At 52.2% G+C, this 15,095-nt stretch carries 12 protein-coding genes; all 12 read left to right on the top strand.

All coding sequences use genetic code 11. The features are described from left to right. Window positions 1-7 precede the first annotated feature (7 nt). The 12 genes from ispC (at window position 8) to dnaE (ending at window position 15,095) form a co-directional block, all read left to right on the top strand. A complete protein-coding gene (gene ispC / locus ACJHYO_RS18965) occupies window positions 8-1,204 on the top strand; it encodes a 1-deoxy-D-xylulose-5-phosphate reductoisomerase (protein ID WP_000811920.1) in 1,197 nt (398 codons plus the stop codon). Window positions 1,205-1,392: 188 nt separating this feature from the next. Continuing rightward, window positions 1,393-2,151 carry a (2E,6E)-farnesyl-diphosphate-specific ditrans,polycis-undecaprenyl-diphosphate synthase gene (gene ispU / locus ACJHYO_RS18960; RefSeq protein WP_001295562.1) on the top strand — a complete coding sequence of 253 codons (759 nt, stop codon included), beginning with the start codon at window positions 1,393-1,395 and terminating at the stop codon, window positions 2,149-2,151. Window positions 2,152-2,163: 12 nt separating this feature from the next. After that, window positions 2,164-3,021: a phosphatidate cytidylyltransferase gene (gene cdsA / locus ACJHYO_RS18955; protein WP_033555671.1), complete on the top strand. Its 858-nt coding sequence runs from the start codon at window positions 2,164-2,166 to the stop codon at window positions 3,019-3,021. An 11-nt stretch (window positions 3,022-3,032) separates the two neighbouring features. Further along, window positions 3,033-4,385: a sigma E protease regulator RseP gene (rseP, locus tag ACJHYO_RS18950; RefSeq protein WP_001298422.1), complete on the top strand. Its 1,353-nt coding sequence runs from the start codon at window positions 3,033-3,035 to the stop codon at window positions 4,383-4,385. A gap of 29 nt (window positions 4,386-4,414) precedes the next feature. Beyond that, the gene (gene bamA, locus ACJHYO_RS18945) at window positions 4,415-6,847 is read left to right on the top strand and encodes an outer membrane protein assembly factor BamA (protein WP_001240896.1); all 2,433 of its coding nucleotides are present in this window, start codon (window positions 4,415-4,417) and stop codon (window positions 6,845-6,847) included. A 121-nt stretch (window positions 6,848-6,968) separates the two neighbouring features. Beyond that, on the top strand, window positions 6,969-7,454 hold the full coding sequence (gene skp / locus ACJHYO_RS18940; RefSeq protein ID WP_000758956.1) for a molecular chaperone Skp: 486 nt from the start codon (window positions 6,969-6,971) through the stop codon (window positions 7,452-7,454). A 3-nt stretch (window positions 7,455-7,457) separates the two neighbouring features. Further along, window positions 7,458-8,483, top strand: coding sequence for a UDP-3-O-(3-hydroxymyristoyl)glucosamine N-acyltransferase (gene lpxD / locus ACJHYO_RS18935; protein WP_001139272.1), 1,026 nt, complete (start codon window positions 7,458-7,460; stop codon window positions 8,481-8,483). Window positions 8,484-8,587: 104 nt separating this feature from the next. Further along, the gene (fabZ, locus tag ACJHYO_RS18930) at window positions 8,588-9,043 is read left to right on the top strand and encodes a 3-hydroxyacyl-ACP dehydratase FabZ (protein WP_000210739.1); all 456 of its coding nucleotides are present in this window, start codon (window positions 8,588-8,590) and stop codon (window positions 9,041-9,043) included. A 3-nt stretch (window positions 9,044-9,046) separates the two neighbouring features. Beyond that, the gene (gene lpxA, locus ACJHYO_RS18925) at window positions 9,047-9,835 is read left to right on the top strand and encodes an acyl-ACP--UDP-N-acetylglucosamine O-acyltransferase (protein WP_000565966.1); all 789 of its coding nucleotides are present in this window, start codon (window positions 9,047-9,049) and stop codon (window positions 9,833-9,835) included. Continuing rightward, on the top strand, window positions 9,835-10,983 hold the full coding sequence (lpxB, locus tag ACJHYO_RS18920; protein ID WP_033555664.1) for a lipid-A-disaccharide synthase: 1,149 nt from the start codon (window positions 9,835-9,837) through the stop codon (window positions 10,981-10,983). Before lpxA ends, lpxB begins: the two co-directional genes overlap by 1 nt. Further along, window positions 10,980-11,576, top strand: a complete 597-nt coding sequence (rnhB, locus tag ACJHYO_RS18915) for a ribonuclease HII (RefSeq protein WP_000569423.1) — start codon at window positions 10,980-10,982, stop codon at window positions 11,574-11,576. The genes lpxB and rnhB overlap by 4 nt, the downstream gene beginning before the upstream one ends. Window positions 11,577-11,612: 36 nt before the next feature. Next, window positions 11,613-15,095 (top strand): DNA polymerase III subunit alpha, encoded by a 3,483-nt coding sequence (dnaE, locus tag ACJHYO_RS18910; RefSeq protein WP_001294801.1) that lies wholly within the window; start codon window positions 11,613-11,615, stop codon window positions 15,093-15,095.

Raw genomic sequence — 15,095 nt, 5'->3', positions numbered from 1 at the left:
ATGTTTCATGAAGCAACTCACCATTCTGGGCTCGACCGGCTCGATTGGTTGCAGCACGCTGGACGTGGTGCGCCATAATCCCGAACACTTCCGCGTAGTTGCGCTGGTGGCAGGCAAAAATGTCACTCGCATGGTAGAACAGTGCCTGGAATTCTCTCCCCGCTATGCCGTAATGGACGATGAAGCGAGTGCGAAACTTCTTAAAACGATGCTACAGCAACAGGGGAGCCGCACCGAAGTCTTAAGTGGGCAACAAGCCGCTTGCGATATGGCTGCGCTTGAGGATGTTGATCAGGTGATGGCAGCCATTGTTGGCGCTGCTGGGCTGTTACCTACGCTTGCTGCGATCCGCGCGGGTAAAACCATTTTGCTGGCCAATAAAGAATCACTGGTTACCTGCGGACGTCTGTTTATGGACGCCGTAAAGCAGAGCAAAGCGCAATTGTTACCGGTCGATAGCGAACATAACGCTATTTTTCAGAGTTTACCGCAACCTATCCAGCATAATCTGGGATACGCTGACCTTGAGCAAAATGGCGTGGTGTCCATTTTACTTACCGGGTCTGGTGGCCCTTTCCGTGAGACGCCATTGCGCGATTTGGCAACAATGACGCCCGATCAAGCCTGCCGTCATCCGAACTGGTCGATGGGACGTAAAATTTCCGTCGATTCGGCTACCATGATGAACAAAGGTCTGGAATACATTGAAGCGCGTTGGCTGTTTAACGCCAGCGCCAGCCAGATGGAAGTGCTGATTCACCCGCAGTCAGTGATTCACTCAATGGTGCGCTACCAGGACGGCAGTGTTCTGGCGCAGCTGGGTGAACCGGATATGCGTACGCCAATTGCTCACACCATGGCATGGCCGAATCGCGTGAACTCTGGCGTGAAGCCGCTCGATTTTTGCAAACTAAATGCGTTGACATTTGCCGCACCGGATTATGATCGTTATCCATGCCTGAAACTGGCGATGGAGGCGTTCGAACAAGGCCAGGCAGCGACGACAGCATTGAATGCCGCAAACGAAATCACCGTGGCTGCTTTTCTTGCGCAACAAATCCGCTTTACGGATATCGCTGCGTTGAATTTATCCGTACTGGAAAAAATGGATATGCGCGAACCACAATGTGTGGATGATGTGTTATCTGTTGATGCGAACGCGCGTGAAGTCGCCAGAAAAGAGGTGATGCGTCTCGCAAGCTGAGGATAATCCGGCTACAGAGAGTCGCGCTATTTGTTAGCGTAGGGCTTCAGTGATATAGTCTGCGCCATCTGATCGTAAGTAGTTGGCTTTATAAGGTCAGGTATGCCGTGGTTTTACACGGCTTTTTTTTGTATAGGCTTCAGTATTCCTGAGTACCGTAAACCCTGTCAGGGAATAAGAAACGCGTGATGTTGTCTGCTACTCAACCACTTAGCGAAAAATTGCCAGCGCATGGCTGTCGTCATGTTGCGATCATTATGGACGGCAATGGTCGCTGGGCAAAAAAGCAAGGGAAGATTCGTGCCTTTGGGCATAAAGCCGGGGCAAAATCCGTCCGCCGGGCTGTCTCTTTTGCGGCCAACAACGGTATTGAGGCGTTAACGCTGTATGCCTTTAGTAGTGAAAACTGGAACCGACCAGCGCAGGAAGTCAGTGCGTTAATGGAACTGTTTGTGTGGGCGCTAGATAGCGAAGTAAAAAGTCTGCACCGACATAACGTGCGTCTGCGTATTATTGGCGATACCAGTCGCTTTAACTCGCGTTTGCAAGAACGTATTCGTAAATCTGAAGCGCTAACAGCCGGGAATACCGGTCTGACGCTGAATATTGCGGCGAACTACGGTGGACGTTGGGATATAGTCCAGGGAGTCAGGCAACTGGCTGAAAAGGTGCAGCAAGGAAACCTGCAACCAGATCAGATAGATGAAGAGATGCTAAACCAGCATGTCTGTATGCATGAACTGGCCCCTGTAGATTTAGTAATTAGGACTGGGGGGGAGCATCGCATTAGTAACTTTTTGCTTTGGCAAATTGCCTATGCCGAACTTTACTTTACAGATGTTCTCTGGCCCGATTTCGATGAACAAGACTTTGAAGGGGCGTTAAATGCCTTTGCTAATCGAGAGCGTCGTTTCGGCGGCACCGAGCCCGGTGATGAAACAGCCTGATGGGGGTCGCTTTTGCTGAAGTATCGCCTGATATCTGCTTTTGTGTTAATACCCGTCGTCATCGCGGCGTTGTTTCTGTTGCCGCCGGTGGGGTTCGCCATTGTAACGCTGGTGGTCTGTATGCTGGCAGCGTGGGAATGGGGACAGCTTAGCGGTTTTACCACTCGTTCGCAGCGAGTATGGTTGGCGGTGTTATGTGGGTTATTGTTGGCGCTGATGCTTTTTCTGTTGCCGGAATATCACCGAAATATTCATCAACCGCTGGTTGAAATCTCACTTTGGGCTTCGCTGGGTTGGTGGATTGTCGCGCTATTGCTGGTGCTGTTTTACCCAGGTTCCGCAGCAATCTGGCGTAACTCTAAAACATTGCGCATTATTTTTGGCGTGCTAACCATTGTTCCCTTCTTCTGGGGCATGCTGGCGTTACGGGCCTGGCACTACGGCGAGAATCATTACAGTGGCGCAATATGGCTGCTCTATGTCATGATCCTGGTATGGGGCGCTGACTCTGGCGCATATATGTTTGGCAAATTGTTTGGTAAACATAAACTGGCACCGAAGGTTTCTCCGGGTAAAACCTGGCAAGGCTTTATCGGTGGACTAGTGACCGCAGCGGTAATCTCATGGGGTTATGGCATGTGGGTGAATCTCGACGTCGCTCCCGTCACCTTACTCATTTGCTCTATTGTCGCAGCGTTAGCCTCAGTGCTCGGCGATCTGACCGAAAGTATGTTTAAGCGTGAAGCAGGAATTAAGGACAGCGGTCATTTAATTCCAGGACACGGTGGTATTTTAGATCGTATTGATAGCCTGACGGCTGCGGTACCGGTCTTTGCTTGCTTGTTGTTACTGGTATTCAGGACGCTTTAACGGAAGGTAATATGCTGAGTTTTCTCTGGGATTTGGCTTCGTTCATCGTTGCACTGGGTGTACTTATCACCGTGCATGAATTTGGTCATTTCTGGGTTGCCCGGCGTTGTGGTGTTCGCGTTGAGCGTTTCTCAATAGGGTTTGGTAAGGCGCTCTGGCGGCGAACTGATAAGCTCGGCACCGAATATGTTATCGCCCTGATCCCGTTGGGCGGTTATGTCAAAATGCTGGATGAGCGCGCAGAACCGGTCGTTCCGGAACTCCGCCACCATGCCTTCAATAATAAATCTGTCGGCCAACGAGCGGCGATTATTGCCGCAGGTCCGGTTGCAAACTTCATTTTTGCTATCTTTGCCTACTGGCTGGTTTTTATTATTGGTGTGCCTGGCGTACGTCCGGTGGTTGGTGAAATAGCAGCCAATTCGATAGCTGCGGAAGCACAAATTGCACCAGGTACGGAACTAAAAGCCGTAGATGGTATCGAAACGCCTGATTGGGATGCCGTGCGTTTGCAGTTGGTCGATAAAATTGGCGATGAAAGCACCACCATTACGGTAGCGCCATTTGGCAGCGACCAACGGCGGGATGTAAAGCTCGATTTACGTCACTGGGCGTTTGAGCCTGATAAAGAAGATCCGGTATCTTCGTTGGGGATTCGTCCTCGTGGGCCGCAAATTGAACCTGTACTGGAAAATGTGCAGCCAAACTCGGCGGCAAGCAAGGCAGGTTTGCAAGCAGGCGACAGGATCGTTAAAGTCGATGGTCAGCCCTTAACGCAGTGGGTGACCTTTGTGATGCTTGTCCGGGATAACCCGGGTAAATCCTTAGCGTTAGAAATCGAAAGGCAGGGGAGTCCCTTGTCTTTGACATTAATCCCGGAGAGTAAACCGGGTAAGGGTAAAGCGATTGGTTTTGTCGGTATTGAGCCGAAAGTCATTCCTTTGCCAGATGAGTATAAAGTTGTACGCCAGTATGGGCCGTTCAACGCTATCGTCGAAGCCACGGACAAAACGTGGCAGTTGATGAAGCTGACGGTCAGTATGCTGGGAAAATTGATCACCGGTGATGTGAAACTGAACAACCTCAGTGGGCCGATCTCTATCGCCAAGGGGGCTGGGATGACAGCGGAACTCGGGGTAGTTTATTACCTGCCGTTTCTTGCGCTTATTAGCGTGAACTTAGGGATAATTAACCTGTTTCCGTTGCCCGTACTTGACGGGGGGCATCTGCTGTTCCTTGCGATCGAAAAGATCAAGGGCGGACCGGTATCCGAGCGGGTTCAAGACTTTTGTTATCGCATTGGCTCGATTCTGCTGGTGCTGTTAATGGGGCTTGCACTTTTCAATGATTTCTCTCGGTTATGAGAGTTAGTTAGGAAGAACGCATAATAACGATGGCGATGAAAAAGTTGCTCATAGCGTCGCTGCTGTTTAGCAGCGCCACCGTATACGGTGCTGAAGGGTTCGTAGTGAAAGATATTCATTTCGAAGGCCTTCAGCGTGTCGCCGTTGGTGCGGCCCTCCTCAGTATGCCGGTGCGCACAGGCGACACGGTTAATGATGAAGATATCAGTAATACCATTCGCGCTCTGTTTGCTACCGGCAACTTTGAGGATGTTCGCGTCCTTCGTGATGGTGATACCCTTCTGGTTCAGGTAAAAGAACGTCCGACCATTGCCAGCATTACTTTCTCCGGTAACAAATCGGTGAAAGATGACATGCTGAAGCAAAACCTCGAGGCTTCTGGTGTGCGTGTGGGCGAATCCCTCGATCGCACCACCATTGCCGATATCGAGAAAGGTCTGGAAGACTTCTACTACAGCGTCGGTAAATATAGCGCCAGCGTTAAAGCTGTCGTGACCCCGCTGCCGCGCAACCGTGTTGACCTAAAACTGGTGTTCCAGGAAGGTGTGTCAGCTGAAATCCAGCAAATTAACATTGTTGGTAACCATGCTTTCACCACCGATGAACTGATCTCTCATTTCCAACTGCGTGACGAAGTGCCGTGGTGGAACGTGGTAGGCGATCGTAAATACCAGAAACAGAAACTGGCGGGCGACCTTGAAACCCTGCGCAGTTACTATCTGGATCGCGGTTATGCCCGTTTCAACATCGATTCTACCCAGGTCAGTCTGACGCCAGATAAAAAAGGTATTTACGTCACGGTGAACATCACCGAAGGCGATCAGTACAAGCTTTCTGGCGTTGAAGTTAGCGGCAATCTTGCCGGGCACTCCGCTGAAATTGAGCAACTGACTAAGATCGAGCCGGGCGAGCTGTATAACGGCACCAAAGTGACCAAAATGGAAGATGACATTAAAAAGCTTCTTGGTCGCTATGGTTATGCCTATCCGCGCGTACAGTCGATGCCTGAAATTAACGATGCCGACAAAACCGTTAAATTACGCGTGAACGTTGATGCGGGTAACCGTTTCTATGTGCGTAAGATCCGTTTTGAAGGTAACGATACCTCGAAAGATGCTGTCCTGCGTCGCGAAATGCGTCAGATGGAAGGTGCATGGCTGGGGAGCGATCTGGTCGATCAGGGTAAGGAGCGTCTGAACCGTCTGGGCTTCTTTGAAACTGTCGATACCGATACCCAACGTGTTCCGGGGAGCCCGGATCAGGTTGATGTAGTTTACAAGGTGAAAGAACGTAACACCGGTAGCTTCAACTTCGGGATTGGTTACGGTACTGAAAGTGGCGTGAGCTTCCAGGCTGGTGTGCAACAGGATAACTGGTTAGGTACGGGTTATGCTGTTGGTATCAACGGGACCAAAAACGATTACCAGACCTATGCTGAACTGTCGGTAACCAACCCGTACTTCACCGTAGATGGCGTAAGCCTCGGTGGTCGTCTCTTCTATAATGACTTCCAGGCAGATGACGCCGACCTGTCCGACTATACCAACAAGAGTTATGGTACAGACGTGACGTTGGGCTTCCCGATCAACGAATATAACTCGCTGCGTGCAGGTCTGGGTTATGTACATAACTCCCTGTCCAACATGCAGCCGCAGGTTGCGATGTGGCGTTATCTGTACTCTATGGGTGAACATCCGAGCACCTCTGATCAGGATAACAGCTTCAAAACGGACGACTTCACGTTCAACTATGGTTGGACCTATAACAAGCTTGACCGTGGTTACTTCCCGACAGATGGTTCACGTGTCAACCTGACCGGTAAAGTGACCATTCCGGGATCGGATAACGAATACTACAAAGTGACGTTAGACACGGCGACTTATGTGCCGATTGATGATGATCACAAATGGGTTGTTCTGGGTCGTACCCGCTGGGGTTATGGTGATGGTTTAGGCGGCAAAGAGATGCCGTTCTATGAGAACTTCTATGCCGGTGGTTCCAGCACCGTGCGTGGCTTCCAGTCCAATACCATTGGTCCGAAAGCAGTTTACTTCCCGCATCAGGCCAGTAATTATGATCCGGACTATGATTACGAATGTGCGACTCAGGACGGCGCGAAAGATCTGTGTAAATCGGATGATGCTGTAGGCGGTAACGCCATGGCGGTTGCCAGCCTCGAGTTCATCACCCCGACGCCGTTTATTAGCGATAAGTATGCTAACTCGGTTCGTACTTCCTTCTTCTGGGATATGGGTACCGTTTGGGATACAAACTGGGATTCCAGCCAATATTCTGGATATCCGGACTATAGTGATCCAAGCAATATCCGTATGTCTGCGGGTATCGCATTACAATGGATGTCCCCATTGGGGCCGTTGGTGTTCTCCTACGCCCAGCCGTTCAAAAAGTACGATGGAGACAAGGCAGAACAGTTCCAGTTTAACATCGGTAAAACCTGGTAAGTGTTCTCCACAAAGGAATGTAGTGGTAGTGTAGCGATGACTTTAGGCGATCAATATAAGATCGCCGGGCCACGCAAAGAACTGCACCCTCCGGTGCAAATGGGATGGTAAGGAGTTTATTGTGAAAAAGTGGTTATTAGCTGCAGGTCTCGGTTTAGCACTGGCAACTTCTGCTCAGGCGGCTGACAAAATTGCAATCGTCAATATGGGCAGCCTGTTCCAGCAGGTAGCGCAGAAAACCGGTGTTTCTAACACGCTGGAAAACGAGTTCAAAGGCCGTGCCAGCGAACTGCAGCGTATGGAAACCGATCTGCAGGCTAAAATGAAAAAGCTGCAGTCCATGAAAGCGGGCAGCGATCGCACTAAGCTGGAAAAAGACGTGATGGCTCAGCGCCAGACTTTTGCTCAGAAAGCGCAGGCTTTTGAGCAGGATCGCGCACGTCGTTCCAACGAAGAACGCGGCAAACTGGTTACTCGTATCCAGACTGCTGTGAAATCAGTTGCCAACAGCCAGGATATCGATCTGGTTGTTGATGCAAACGCCGTTGCTTACAACAGCAGCGATGTAAAAGACATCACTGCCGACGTACTGAAACAGGTTAAATAAGTAATGCCTTCAATTCGACTGGCTGATTTAGCGCAGCAGTTGGATGCAGAACTACACGGTGATGGCGATATCGTCATCACCGGCGTTGCGTCCATGCAATCTGCACAAACAGGTCACATTACGTTCATGGTTAACCCAAAATACCGTGAGCATTTAGGCTTGTGCCAGGCGTCCGCGGTTGTCATGACCCAGGACGATCTTCCTTTCGCGAAAAGTGCCGCGCTGGTAGTGAAGAATCCCTACCTGACTTACGCGCGCATGGCGCAAATTTTAGATACCACGCCGAAGCCCGCGCAGAACATTGCACCCAGTGCGGTGATTGACGAGACAGCGAAGCTGGGTAACAACGTATCGATTGGCGCTAACGCGGTGATTGAGTCCGGCGTTGAACTGGGCGATAACGTGATTATCGGTGCCGGTTGCTTCGTAGGTAAAAACAGCAAAATCGGTGCAGGTTCGCGTCTCTGGGCGAACGTAACCATTTACCATGAGATCCAGATCGGTCAGAATTGCCTGATCCAGTCCGGAACAGTGGTAGGCGCAGACGGCTTTGGTTATGCCAACGATCGTGGTAACTGGGTGAAGATCCCACAGATTGGTCGCGTAATTATTGGCGATCGCGTGGAGATCGGTGCCTGCACTACCATTGATCGTGGCGCGCTGGATGACACTGTTATTGGCAATGGTGTGATCATTGATAACCAGTGCCAGATTGCACATAACGTCGTGATTGGCGACAATACGGCAGTTGCCGGTGGCGTCATTATGGCGGGCAGCCTGAAAATTGGTCGTTACTGCATGATCGGCGGAGCCAGCGTAATCAACGGGCATATGGAAATATGCGACAAAGTGACGGTTACGGGCATGGGTATGGTGATGCGTCCCATCACTGAACCAGGCGTCTATTCCTCAGGCATTCCGCTGCAACCCAACAAAGTCTGGCGCAAAACCGCTGCACTGGTGATGAACATTGATGACATGAGCAAGCGTCTGAAATCGCTTGAGCGCAAGGTTAATCAACAAGACTAACGTTCCATCTTTTGTTCGCCAAACTTTACGGCCTGTCTCATTCTTACGATTGCGGCAGGCCGTGTTATTATTGTCGTTTCTTATATTTTGACAGGAAGAGTATCTTGACTACTAACACTCATACTCTGCAGATTGAAGAGATTTTAGAACTTCTGCCGCACCGTTTCCCATTCTTACTGGTGGATCGCGTGCTGGATTTTGAAGAAGGTCGTTTTCTGCGCGCAGTAAAAAATGTCTCTGTCAATGAGCCATTCTTCCAGGGCCATTTCCCTGGAAAACCGATTTTCCCGGGTGTGCTGATTCTGGAAGCAATGGCACAGGCAACAGGTATTCTGGCGTTTAAAAGCGTAGGAAAACTGGAACCGGGTGAGCTGTACTACTTCGCCGGTATTGACGAAGCGCGCTTTAAGCGCCCGGTCGTGCCTGGCGATCAAATGATCATGGAAGTCACTTTCGAAAAAACGCGCCGCGGCCTGACCCGTTTTAAAGGGGTTGCTCTGGTCGACGGTAAAGTAGTTTGCGAAGCAACGATGATGTGTGCTCGTAGCCGGGAGGCCTGATACGTGATTGATAAATCCGCCTTTGTGCATCCAACCGCCATTGTGGAAGAGGGCGCGTCGATTGGCGCGAACGCTCACATTGGTCCTTTTTGTATCGTTGGACCCCATGTCGAAATTGGTGAGGGTACCGTACTGAAATCTCACGTTGTCGTGAATGGTCATACTAAAATTGGCCGCGATAATGAGATTTATCAGTTCGCCTCCATCGGCGAAGTTAACCAGGATCTGAAATATGCTGGCGAACCGACCCGCGTGGAAATCGGCGATCGTAACCGCATTCGCGAAAGCGTCACCATTCATCGTGGCACAGTCCAGGGCGGTGGATTGACGAAGGTGGGCAGCGACAACTTACTGATGATCAATGCGCACATTGCGCACGATTGTACGGTAGGTAACCGCTGCATCCTCGCCAACAACGCAACGCTGGCGGGTCACGTATCGGTTGACGACTTCGCGATCATCGGCGGCATGACCGCAGTCCATCAGTTCTGCATCATTGGTGCGCATGTGATGGTTGGCGGCTGCTCCGGTGTGGCGCAGGACGTCCCTCCTTATGTCATTGCGCAGGGTAACCACGCAACGCCGTTCGGTGTCAATATCGAAGGGCTGAAGCGCCGCGGATTCAGCCGTGAGGCGATTACCGCTATCCGCAATGCGTATAAGCTGATTTATCGTAGCGGTAAAACGCTCGATGAAGTGAAACCGGAAATTGCTGAACTGGCGGAAACATATCCGGAAGTGAAAGCCTTTACCGATTTCTTTGCACGCTCAACGCGCGGTCTGATTCGTTAATGACTGAACAGCGTCCATTAACGATTGCCCTGGTCGCCGGAGAAACCTCCGGCGATATCCTGGGGGCCGGTTTAATCCGCGCTCTGAAAGAACGTGTGCCCAACGCCCGCTTTGTTGGTGTTGCCGGGCCACGAATGCAGGCTGAAGGCTGCGAAGCCTGGTACGAAATGGAAGAACTGGCAGTGATGGGCATTGTTGAAGTGCTCGGTCGTCTGCGTCGCTTACTACATATTCGTGCCGATCTGACAAAGCGTTTTGGCGAACTGAAGCCAGATGTTTTTGTTGGTATTGATGCGCCTGACTTCAATATTACTCTTGAAGGTAACCTCAAAAAGCAGGGTATCAAAACCATTCATTACGTCAGTCCGTCCGTCTGGGCGTGGCGACAGAAACGCGTTTTCAAAATAGGCAGAGCCACCGATCTGGTGCTCGCATTTCTGCCTTTCGAAAAGGCGTTTTATGACAAATACAACGTACCGTGCCGCTTTATCGGTCATACCATGGCTGATGCCATGCCATTAGAGCCAGATAAAAATGGTGCCCGTGATGTGCTGGGGATCCCTTACGATGCCCACTGTCTGGCATTGTTGCCGGGCAGCCGTGGTGCAGAAGTCGAAATGCTTAGTGCCGATTTCTTGAAAACGGCCCAGCTTTTGCGCCAGACATATCCGGATCTCGAAATCGTGGTGCCGCTGGTGAATGCCAAACGCCGCGAGCAGTTTGAACGCATCAAAGCTGCAGTCGCGCCAGACCTGTCGGTTCATTTGCTGGATGGAATGGGCCGTGAGGCGATGGTCGCCAGTGATGCGGCGCTACTGGCGTCGGGTACGGCAGCACTGGAGTGTATGCTGGCTAAATGCCCGATGGTAGTGGGATATCGCATGAAGCCTTTCACCTTCTGGCTGGCGAAGCGACTGGTGAAAACTGATTATGTCTCGCTGCCAAATCTGCTGGCGGGCAGAGAGTTAGTCAAAGAGCTATTGCAGGAAGAGTGTGAGCCGCAAAAATTGGCTGCGGCGCTGTTACCGCTGTTGGCGAACGGGAAAACCAGCCATGCGATGCACGACACCTTCCGCGAGCTGCATCAGCAGATCCGCTGCAATGCCGATGAGCAGGCGGCACAAGCCGTTCTGGAGTTAGCACAATGATCGAATTTGTCTATCCGCACACGCAGCTGGTTGCGGGTGTGGATGAAGTCGGACGCGGGCCGTTAGTTGGCGCGGTCGTCACCGCTGCGGTGATCCTTGACCCGGCGCGCCCAATTGCCGGGCTGAATGATTCCAAAAAGCTGAGCGAAAAACGCCGTCTGGCGCTCTGTGAAGAGATCAAAGAGAAAGCGTTGAGCTGGAGTCTGGGCCGCGCGGAACCTCACGAAATCGACGAACTGAATATTTTACATGCGACCATGCTGGCGATGCAGCGTGCCGTCGCTGGACTGCATATTGCGCCGGAATATGTGTTGATTGATGGTAACCGCTGCCCGAAATTACCGATGCCTTCGATGGCTGTGGTGAAAGGCGATAGCCGCGTACCGGAAATCAGTGCCGCGTCTATCCTGGCGAAAGTGACGCGTGACGCCGAAATGGCGGCGCTGGATATTGTTTTCCCGCAATATGGTTTTGCCCAACACAAAGGGTATCCAACCGCTTTTCATCTGGAAAAACTGGCTGAACACGGCGCGACCGAACACCATCGGCGCAGCTTTGGGCCTGTCAAACGCGCACTGGGACTTGCGTCCTGATTCTTGTGTCGAGATTAAGTAAACCGGAATCTGAAGATGTCTGAACCACGTTTCGTACACCTGCGGGTGCACAGCGACTACTCGATGATCGATGGCCTGGCCAAAACCGCACCGCTGGTAAAAAAGGCGGCAGCGTTGGGTATGCCAGCACTGGCGATCACCGATTTCACCAACCTTTGCGGTCTGGTGAAGTTCTACGGAGCGGGACATGGCGCAGGGATTAAGCCCATCGTCGGGGCGGATTTTAACGTCCAGTGCGACCTGCTGGGTGATGAGTTAACTCACCTGACGGTGCTGGCGGCGAACAATACCGGCTATCAGAATCTGACGTTGCTGATCTCAAAAGCGTATCAGCGCGGGTACGGTACCGCCGGGCCGATCATCGATCGCGACTGGCTTATCGAATTAAATGAAGGGTTGATCCTTCTTTCCGGCGGGCGCATGGGCGACGTTGGACGCAGTCTTTTGCGTGGTAACAGCGCGCTGGTAGATGAGTGTGTCGCGTTTTATGAAGAACACTTCCCGGATCGCTATTTTCTCGAGCTGATCCGCACCGGCAGGCCGGATGAAGAAAGCTATCTGCACGCGGCGGTGGAACTGGCGGAAGCGCGCGGTTTGCCCGTCGTGGCGACTAACGATGTGCGCTTTATCGACAGCAGCGACTTTGACGCACACGAAATCCGCGTCGCGATCCACGACGGCTTTACCCTCGACGATCCTAAACGCCCTCGTAACTATTCGCCGCAGCAATATATGCGTAGCGAAGAGGAGATGTGTGAGCTGTTTGCCGACATCCCCGAAGCCCTTGCCAACACCGTTGAGATCGCCAAACGCTGTAACGTGACCGTGCGCCTTGGTGAATACTTCCTGCCGCAGTTCCCGACCGGGGACATGAGCACCGAAGATTATCTGGTCAAGCGTGCAAAAGAGGGCCTGGAAGAGCGTCTGGCCTTTTTATTCCCTGACGAGGAAGAACGTGTTAAGCGCCGCCCGGAATATGACGAACGTCTGGATACTGAACTTCAGGTTATCAACCAGATGGGCTTCCCGGGTTACTTCCTCATCGTTATGGAATTTATCCAGTGGTCGAAAGATAACGGTGTACCGGTAGGGCCAGGCCGTGGTTCTGGTGCAGGGTCACTGGTGGCCTACGCGTTAAAAATCACCGATCTCGATCCGCTGGAATTTGACCTGCTGTTCGAACGTTTCCTTAACCCGGAACGTGTCTCCATGCCTGACTTCGACGTTGACTTCTGTATGGAGAAACGCGACCAGGTTATCGAGCACGTAGCGGACATGTACGGTCGTGATGCGGTATCGCAGATTATCACCTTCGGTACGATGGCGGCGAAAGCGGTGATCCGCGACGTAGGCCGCGTGCTGGGGCATCCGTACGGCTTTGTCGACCGTATCTCGAAACTGATCCCGCCCGATCCGGGGATGACGCTGGCGAAAGCGTTTGAAGCCGAGCCGCAGCTGCCGGAAATCTACGAAGCGGATGAAGAAGTTAAGGCGCTGATCGACATGGCGCGCAAACTGGAAGGGGTCACCCGTAACGCCGGTAAGCACGCCGGTGGGGTGGTTATCGCACCGACCAAAATTACCGATTTTGCGCCGCTTTACTGCGATGAAGAGGGCAAACATCCGGTCACCCAGTTTGATAAAAGCGACGTTGAATACGCCGGACTGGTGAAGTTCGACTTCCTTGGTTTGCGTACGCTCACCATCATCAACTGGGCGCTGGAGATGATCAACAAGCGGCGGGCGAAGAATGGCGAGCCGCCTCTGGATATCGCCGCGATCCCGCTGGATGACAAGAAAAGCTTCGACATGCTGCAACGCTCGGAAACCACGGCGGTATTCCAGCTTGAATCGCGCGGCATGAAAGACCTGATCAAGCGTCTGCAACCTGACTGCTTCGAAGATATGATCGCACTGGTGGCACTTTTCCGCCCCGGTCCGTTGCAATCAGGGATGGTGGATAACTTTATCGACCGTAAACATGGTCGCGAAGAGATCTCCTATCCGGACGTGCAGTGGCAGCATGAAAGCCTGAAACCGGTGCTGGAGCCAACCTACGGCATCATCCTGTATCAGGAACAGGTCATGCAGATTGCCCAGGTGCTTTCTGGTTATACCCTCGGTGGCGCGGATATGCTGCGTCGTGCGATGGGTAAGAAAAAGCCGGAAGAGATGGCTAAGCAGCGTTCTGTATTTGCTGAAGGTGCAGAAAAGAACGGAATCAACGCCGAACTGGCGATGAAAATCTTCGACCTGGTGGAGAAATTCGCGGGTTACGGATTTAACAAATCGCACTCTGCGGCCTATGCTTTGGTGTCATATCAAACGTTATGGCTGAAAGCGCACTATCCGGCGGAGTTTATGGCGGCGGTAATGACCGCCGATATGGACAACACCGAGAAGGTGGTGGGCCTGGTGGATGAGTGCTGGCGGATGGGGCTGAAAATCCTGCCACCAGATATAAACTCCGGTCTTTACCATTTCCACGTCAACGACGACGGCGAAATCGTGTATGGTATTGGCGCGATCAAAGGGGTAGGTGAAGGCCCGATTGAGGCCATCATCGAAGCCCGTAATAAAGGCGGCTACTTCCGCGAACTGTTTGATCTCTGCGCCCGTACCGACACCAAAAAGTTAAACCGGCGAGTGCTGGAAAAACTGATCATGTCCGGGGCGTTTGACCGTCTTGGGCCACACCGCGCGGCGCTGATGAACTCGCTGGGTGATGCGTTAAAAGCGGCAGACCAACACGCGAAAGCGGAAGCTATCGGTCAGGCCGATATGTTCGGCGTGCTGGCCGAAGAGCCGGAACAAATTGAACAATCCTACGCCAGCTGCCAACCTTGGCCGGAGCAGGTGGTGTTAGATGGGGAACGTGAAACGTTAGGTCTGTACCTCACGGGACACCCTATCAACCAGTATTTAAAAGAGATTGAGCGTTATGTCGGAGGCGTAAGGCTGAAAGACATGCACCCGACAGAACGTGGTAAAGTCATCACGGCTGCGGGGCTCGTTGTTGCCGCGCGGGTTATGGTCACCAAGCGCGGCAATCGTATCGGTATCTGCACGCTGGATGACCGTTCCGGGCGGCTGGAAGTGATGTTGTTTACTGACGCCCTGGATAAATACCAGCAATTGCTGGAAAAAGACCGCATACTTATCGTCAGCGGACAGGTCAGCTTTGATGACTTCAGCGGTGGGCTTAAAATGACCGCTCGCGAAGTGATGGATATTGACGAAGCCCGGGAAAAATATGCTCGCGGGCTTGCTATCTCGCTGACGGACAGGCAAATTGATGACCAGCTTTTAAACCGACTCCGTCAGTCTCTGGAACCCCACCGCTCTGGGACAATTCCAGTACATCTCTACTATCAGAGGGCGGATGCACGCGCGCGATTGCGTTTTGGCGCGACGTGGCGTGTCTCTCCGAGCGATCGTTTATTAAACGATCTCCGTGGCCTCATTGGTTCGGAGCAGGTGGAACTGGAGTTTGACTAA

Source organism: Escherichia sp. WS1118 (assembly GCF_046487695.1).
Taxonomy (GTDB): Bacteria; Pseudomonadota; Gammaproteobacteria; order Enterobacterales; family Enterobacteriaceae; genus Escherichia; species Escherichia coli.
This window is presented reverse-complemented; position numbering and strand designations above follow the sequence as displayed.

What these genes read in the sequence shown, in the direction of transcription:
- ispC (WP_000811920.1), top strand. Translation starts at nt 8, where the DNA reads ATGAAGCAACTCACCATTCTGGGCTCGACCGGCTCGATTGGTTGCAGC.
- ispU (WP_001295562.1), top strand. Translation starts at nt 1,393, where the DNA reads ATGTTGTCTGCTACTCAACCACTTAGCGAAAAATTGCCAGCGCATGGC.
- rseP (WP_001298422.1), top strand. Translation starts at nt 3,033, where the DNA reads ATGCTGAGTTTTCTCTGGGATTTGGCTTCGTTCATCGTTGCACTGGGT.
- bamA (WP_001240896.1), top strand. Translation starts at nt 4,415, where the DNA reads ATGGCGATGAAAAAGTTGCTCATAGCGTCGCTGCTGTTTAGCAGCGCC.
- lpxD (WP_001139272.1), top strand. Translation starts at nt 7,458, where the DNA reads ATGCCTTCAATTCGACTGGCTGATTTAGCGCAGCAGTTGGATGCAGAA.
- lpxB (WP_033555664.1), top strand. Translation starts at nt 9,835, where the DNA reads ATGACTGAACAGCGTCCATTAACGATTGCCCTGGTCGCCGGAGAAACC.
- rnhB (WP_000569423.1), top strand. Translation starts at nt 10,980, where the DNA reads ATGATCGAATTTGTCTATCCGCACACGCAGCTGGTTGCGGGTGTGGAT.
- dnaE (WP_001294801.1), top strand. Translation starts at nt 11,613, where the DNA reads ATGTCTGAACCACGTTTCGTACACCTGCGGGTGCACAGCGACTACTCG.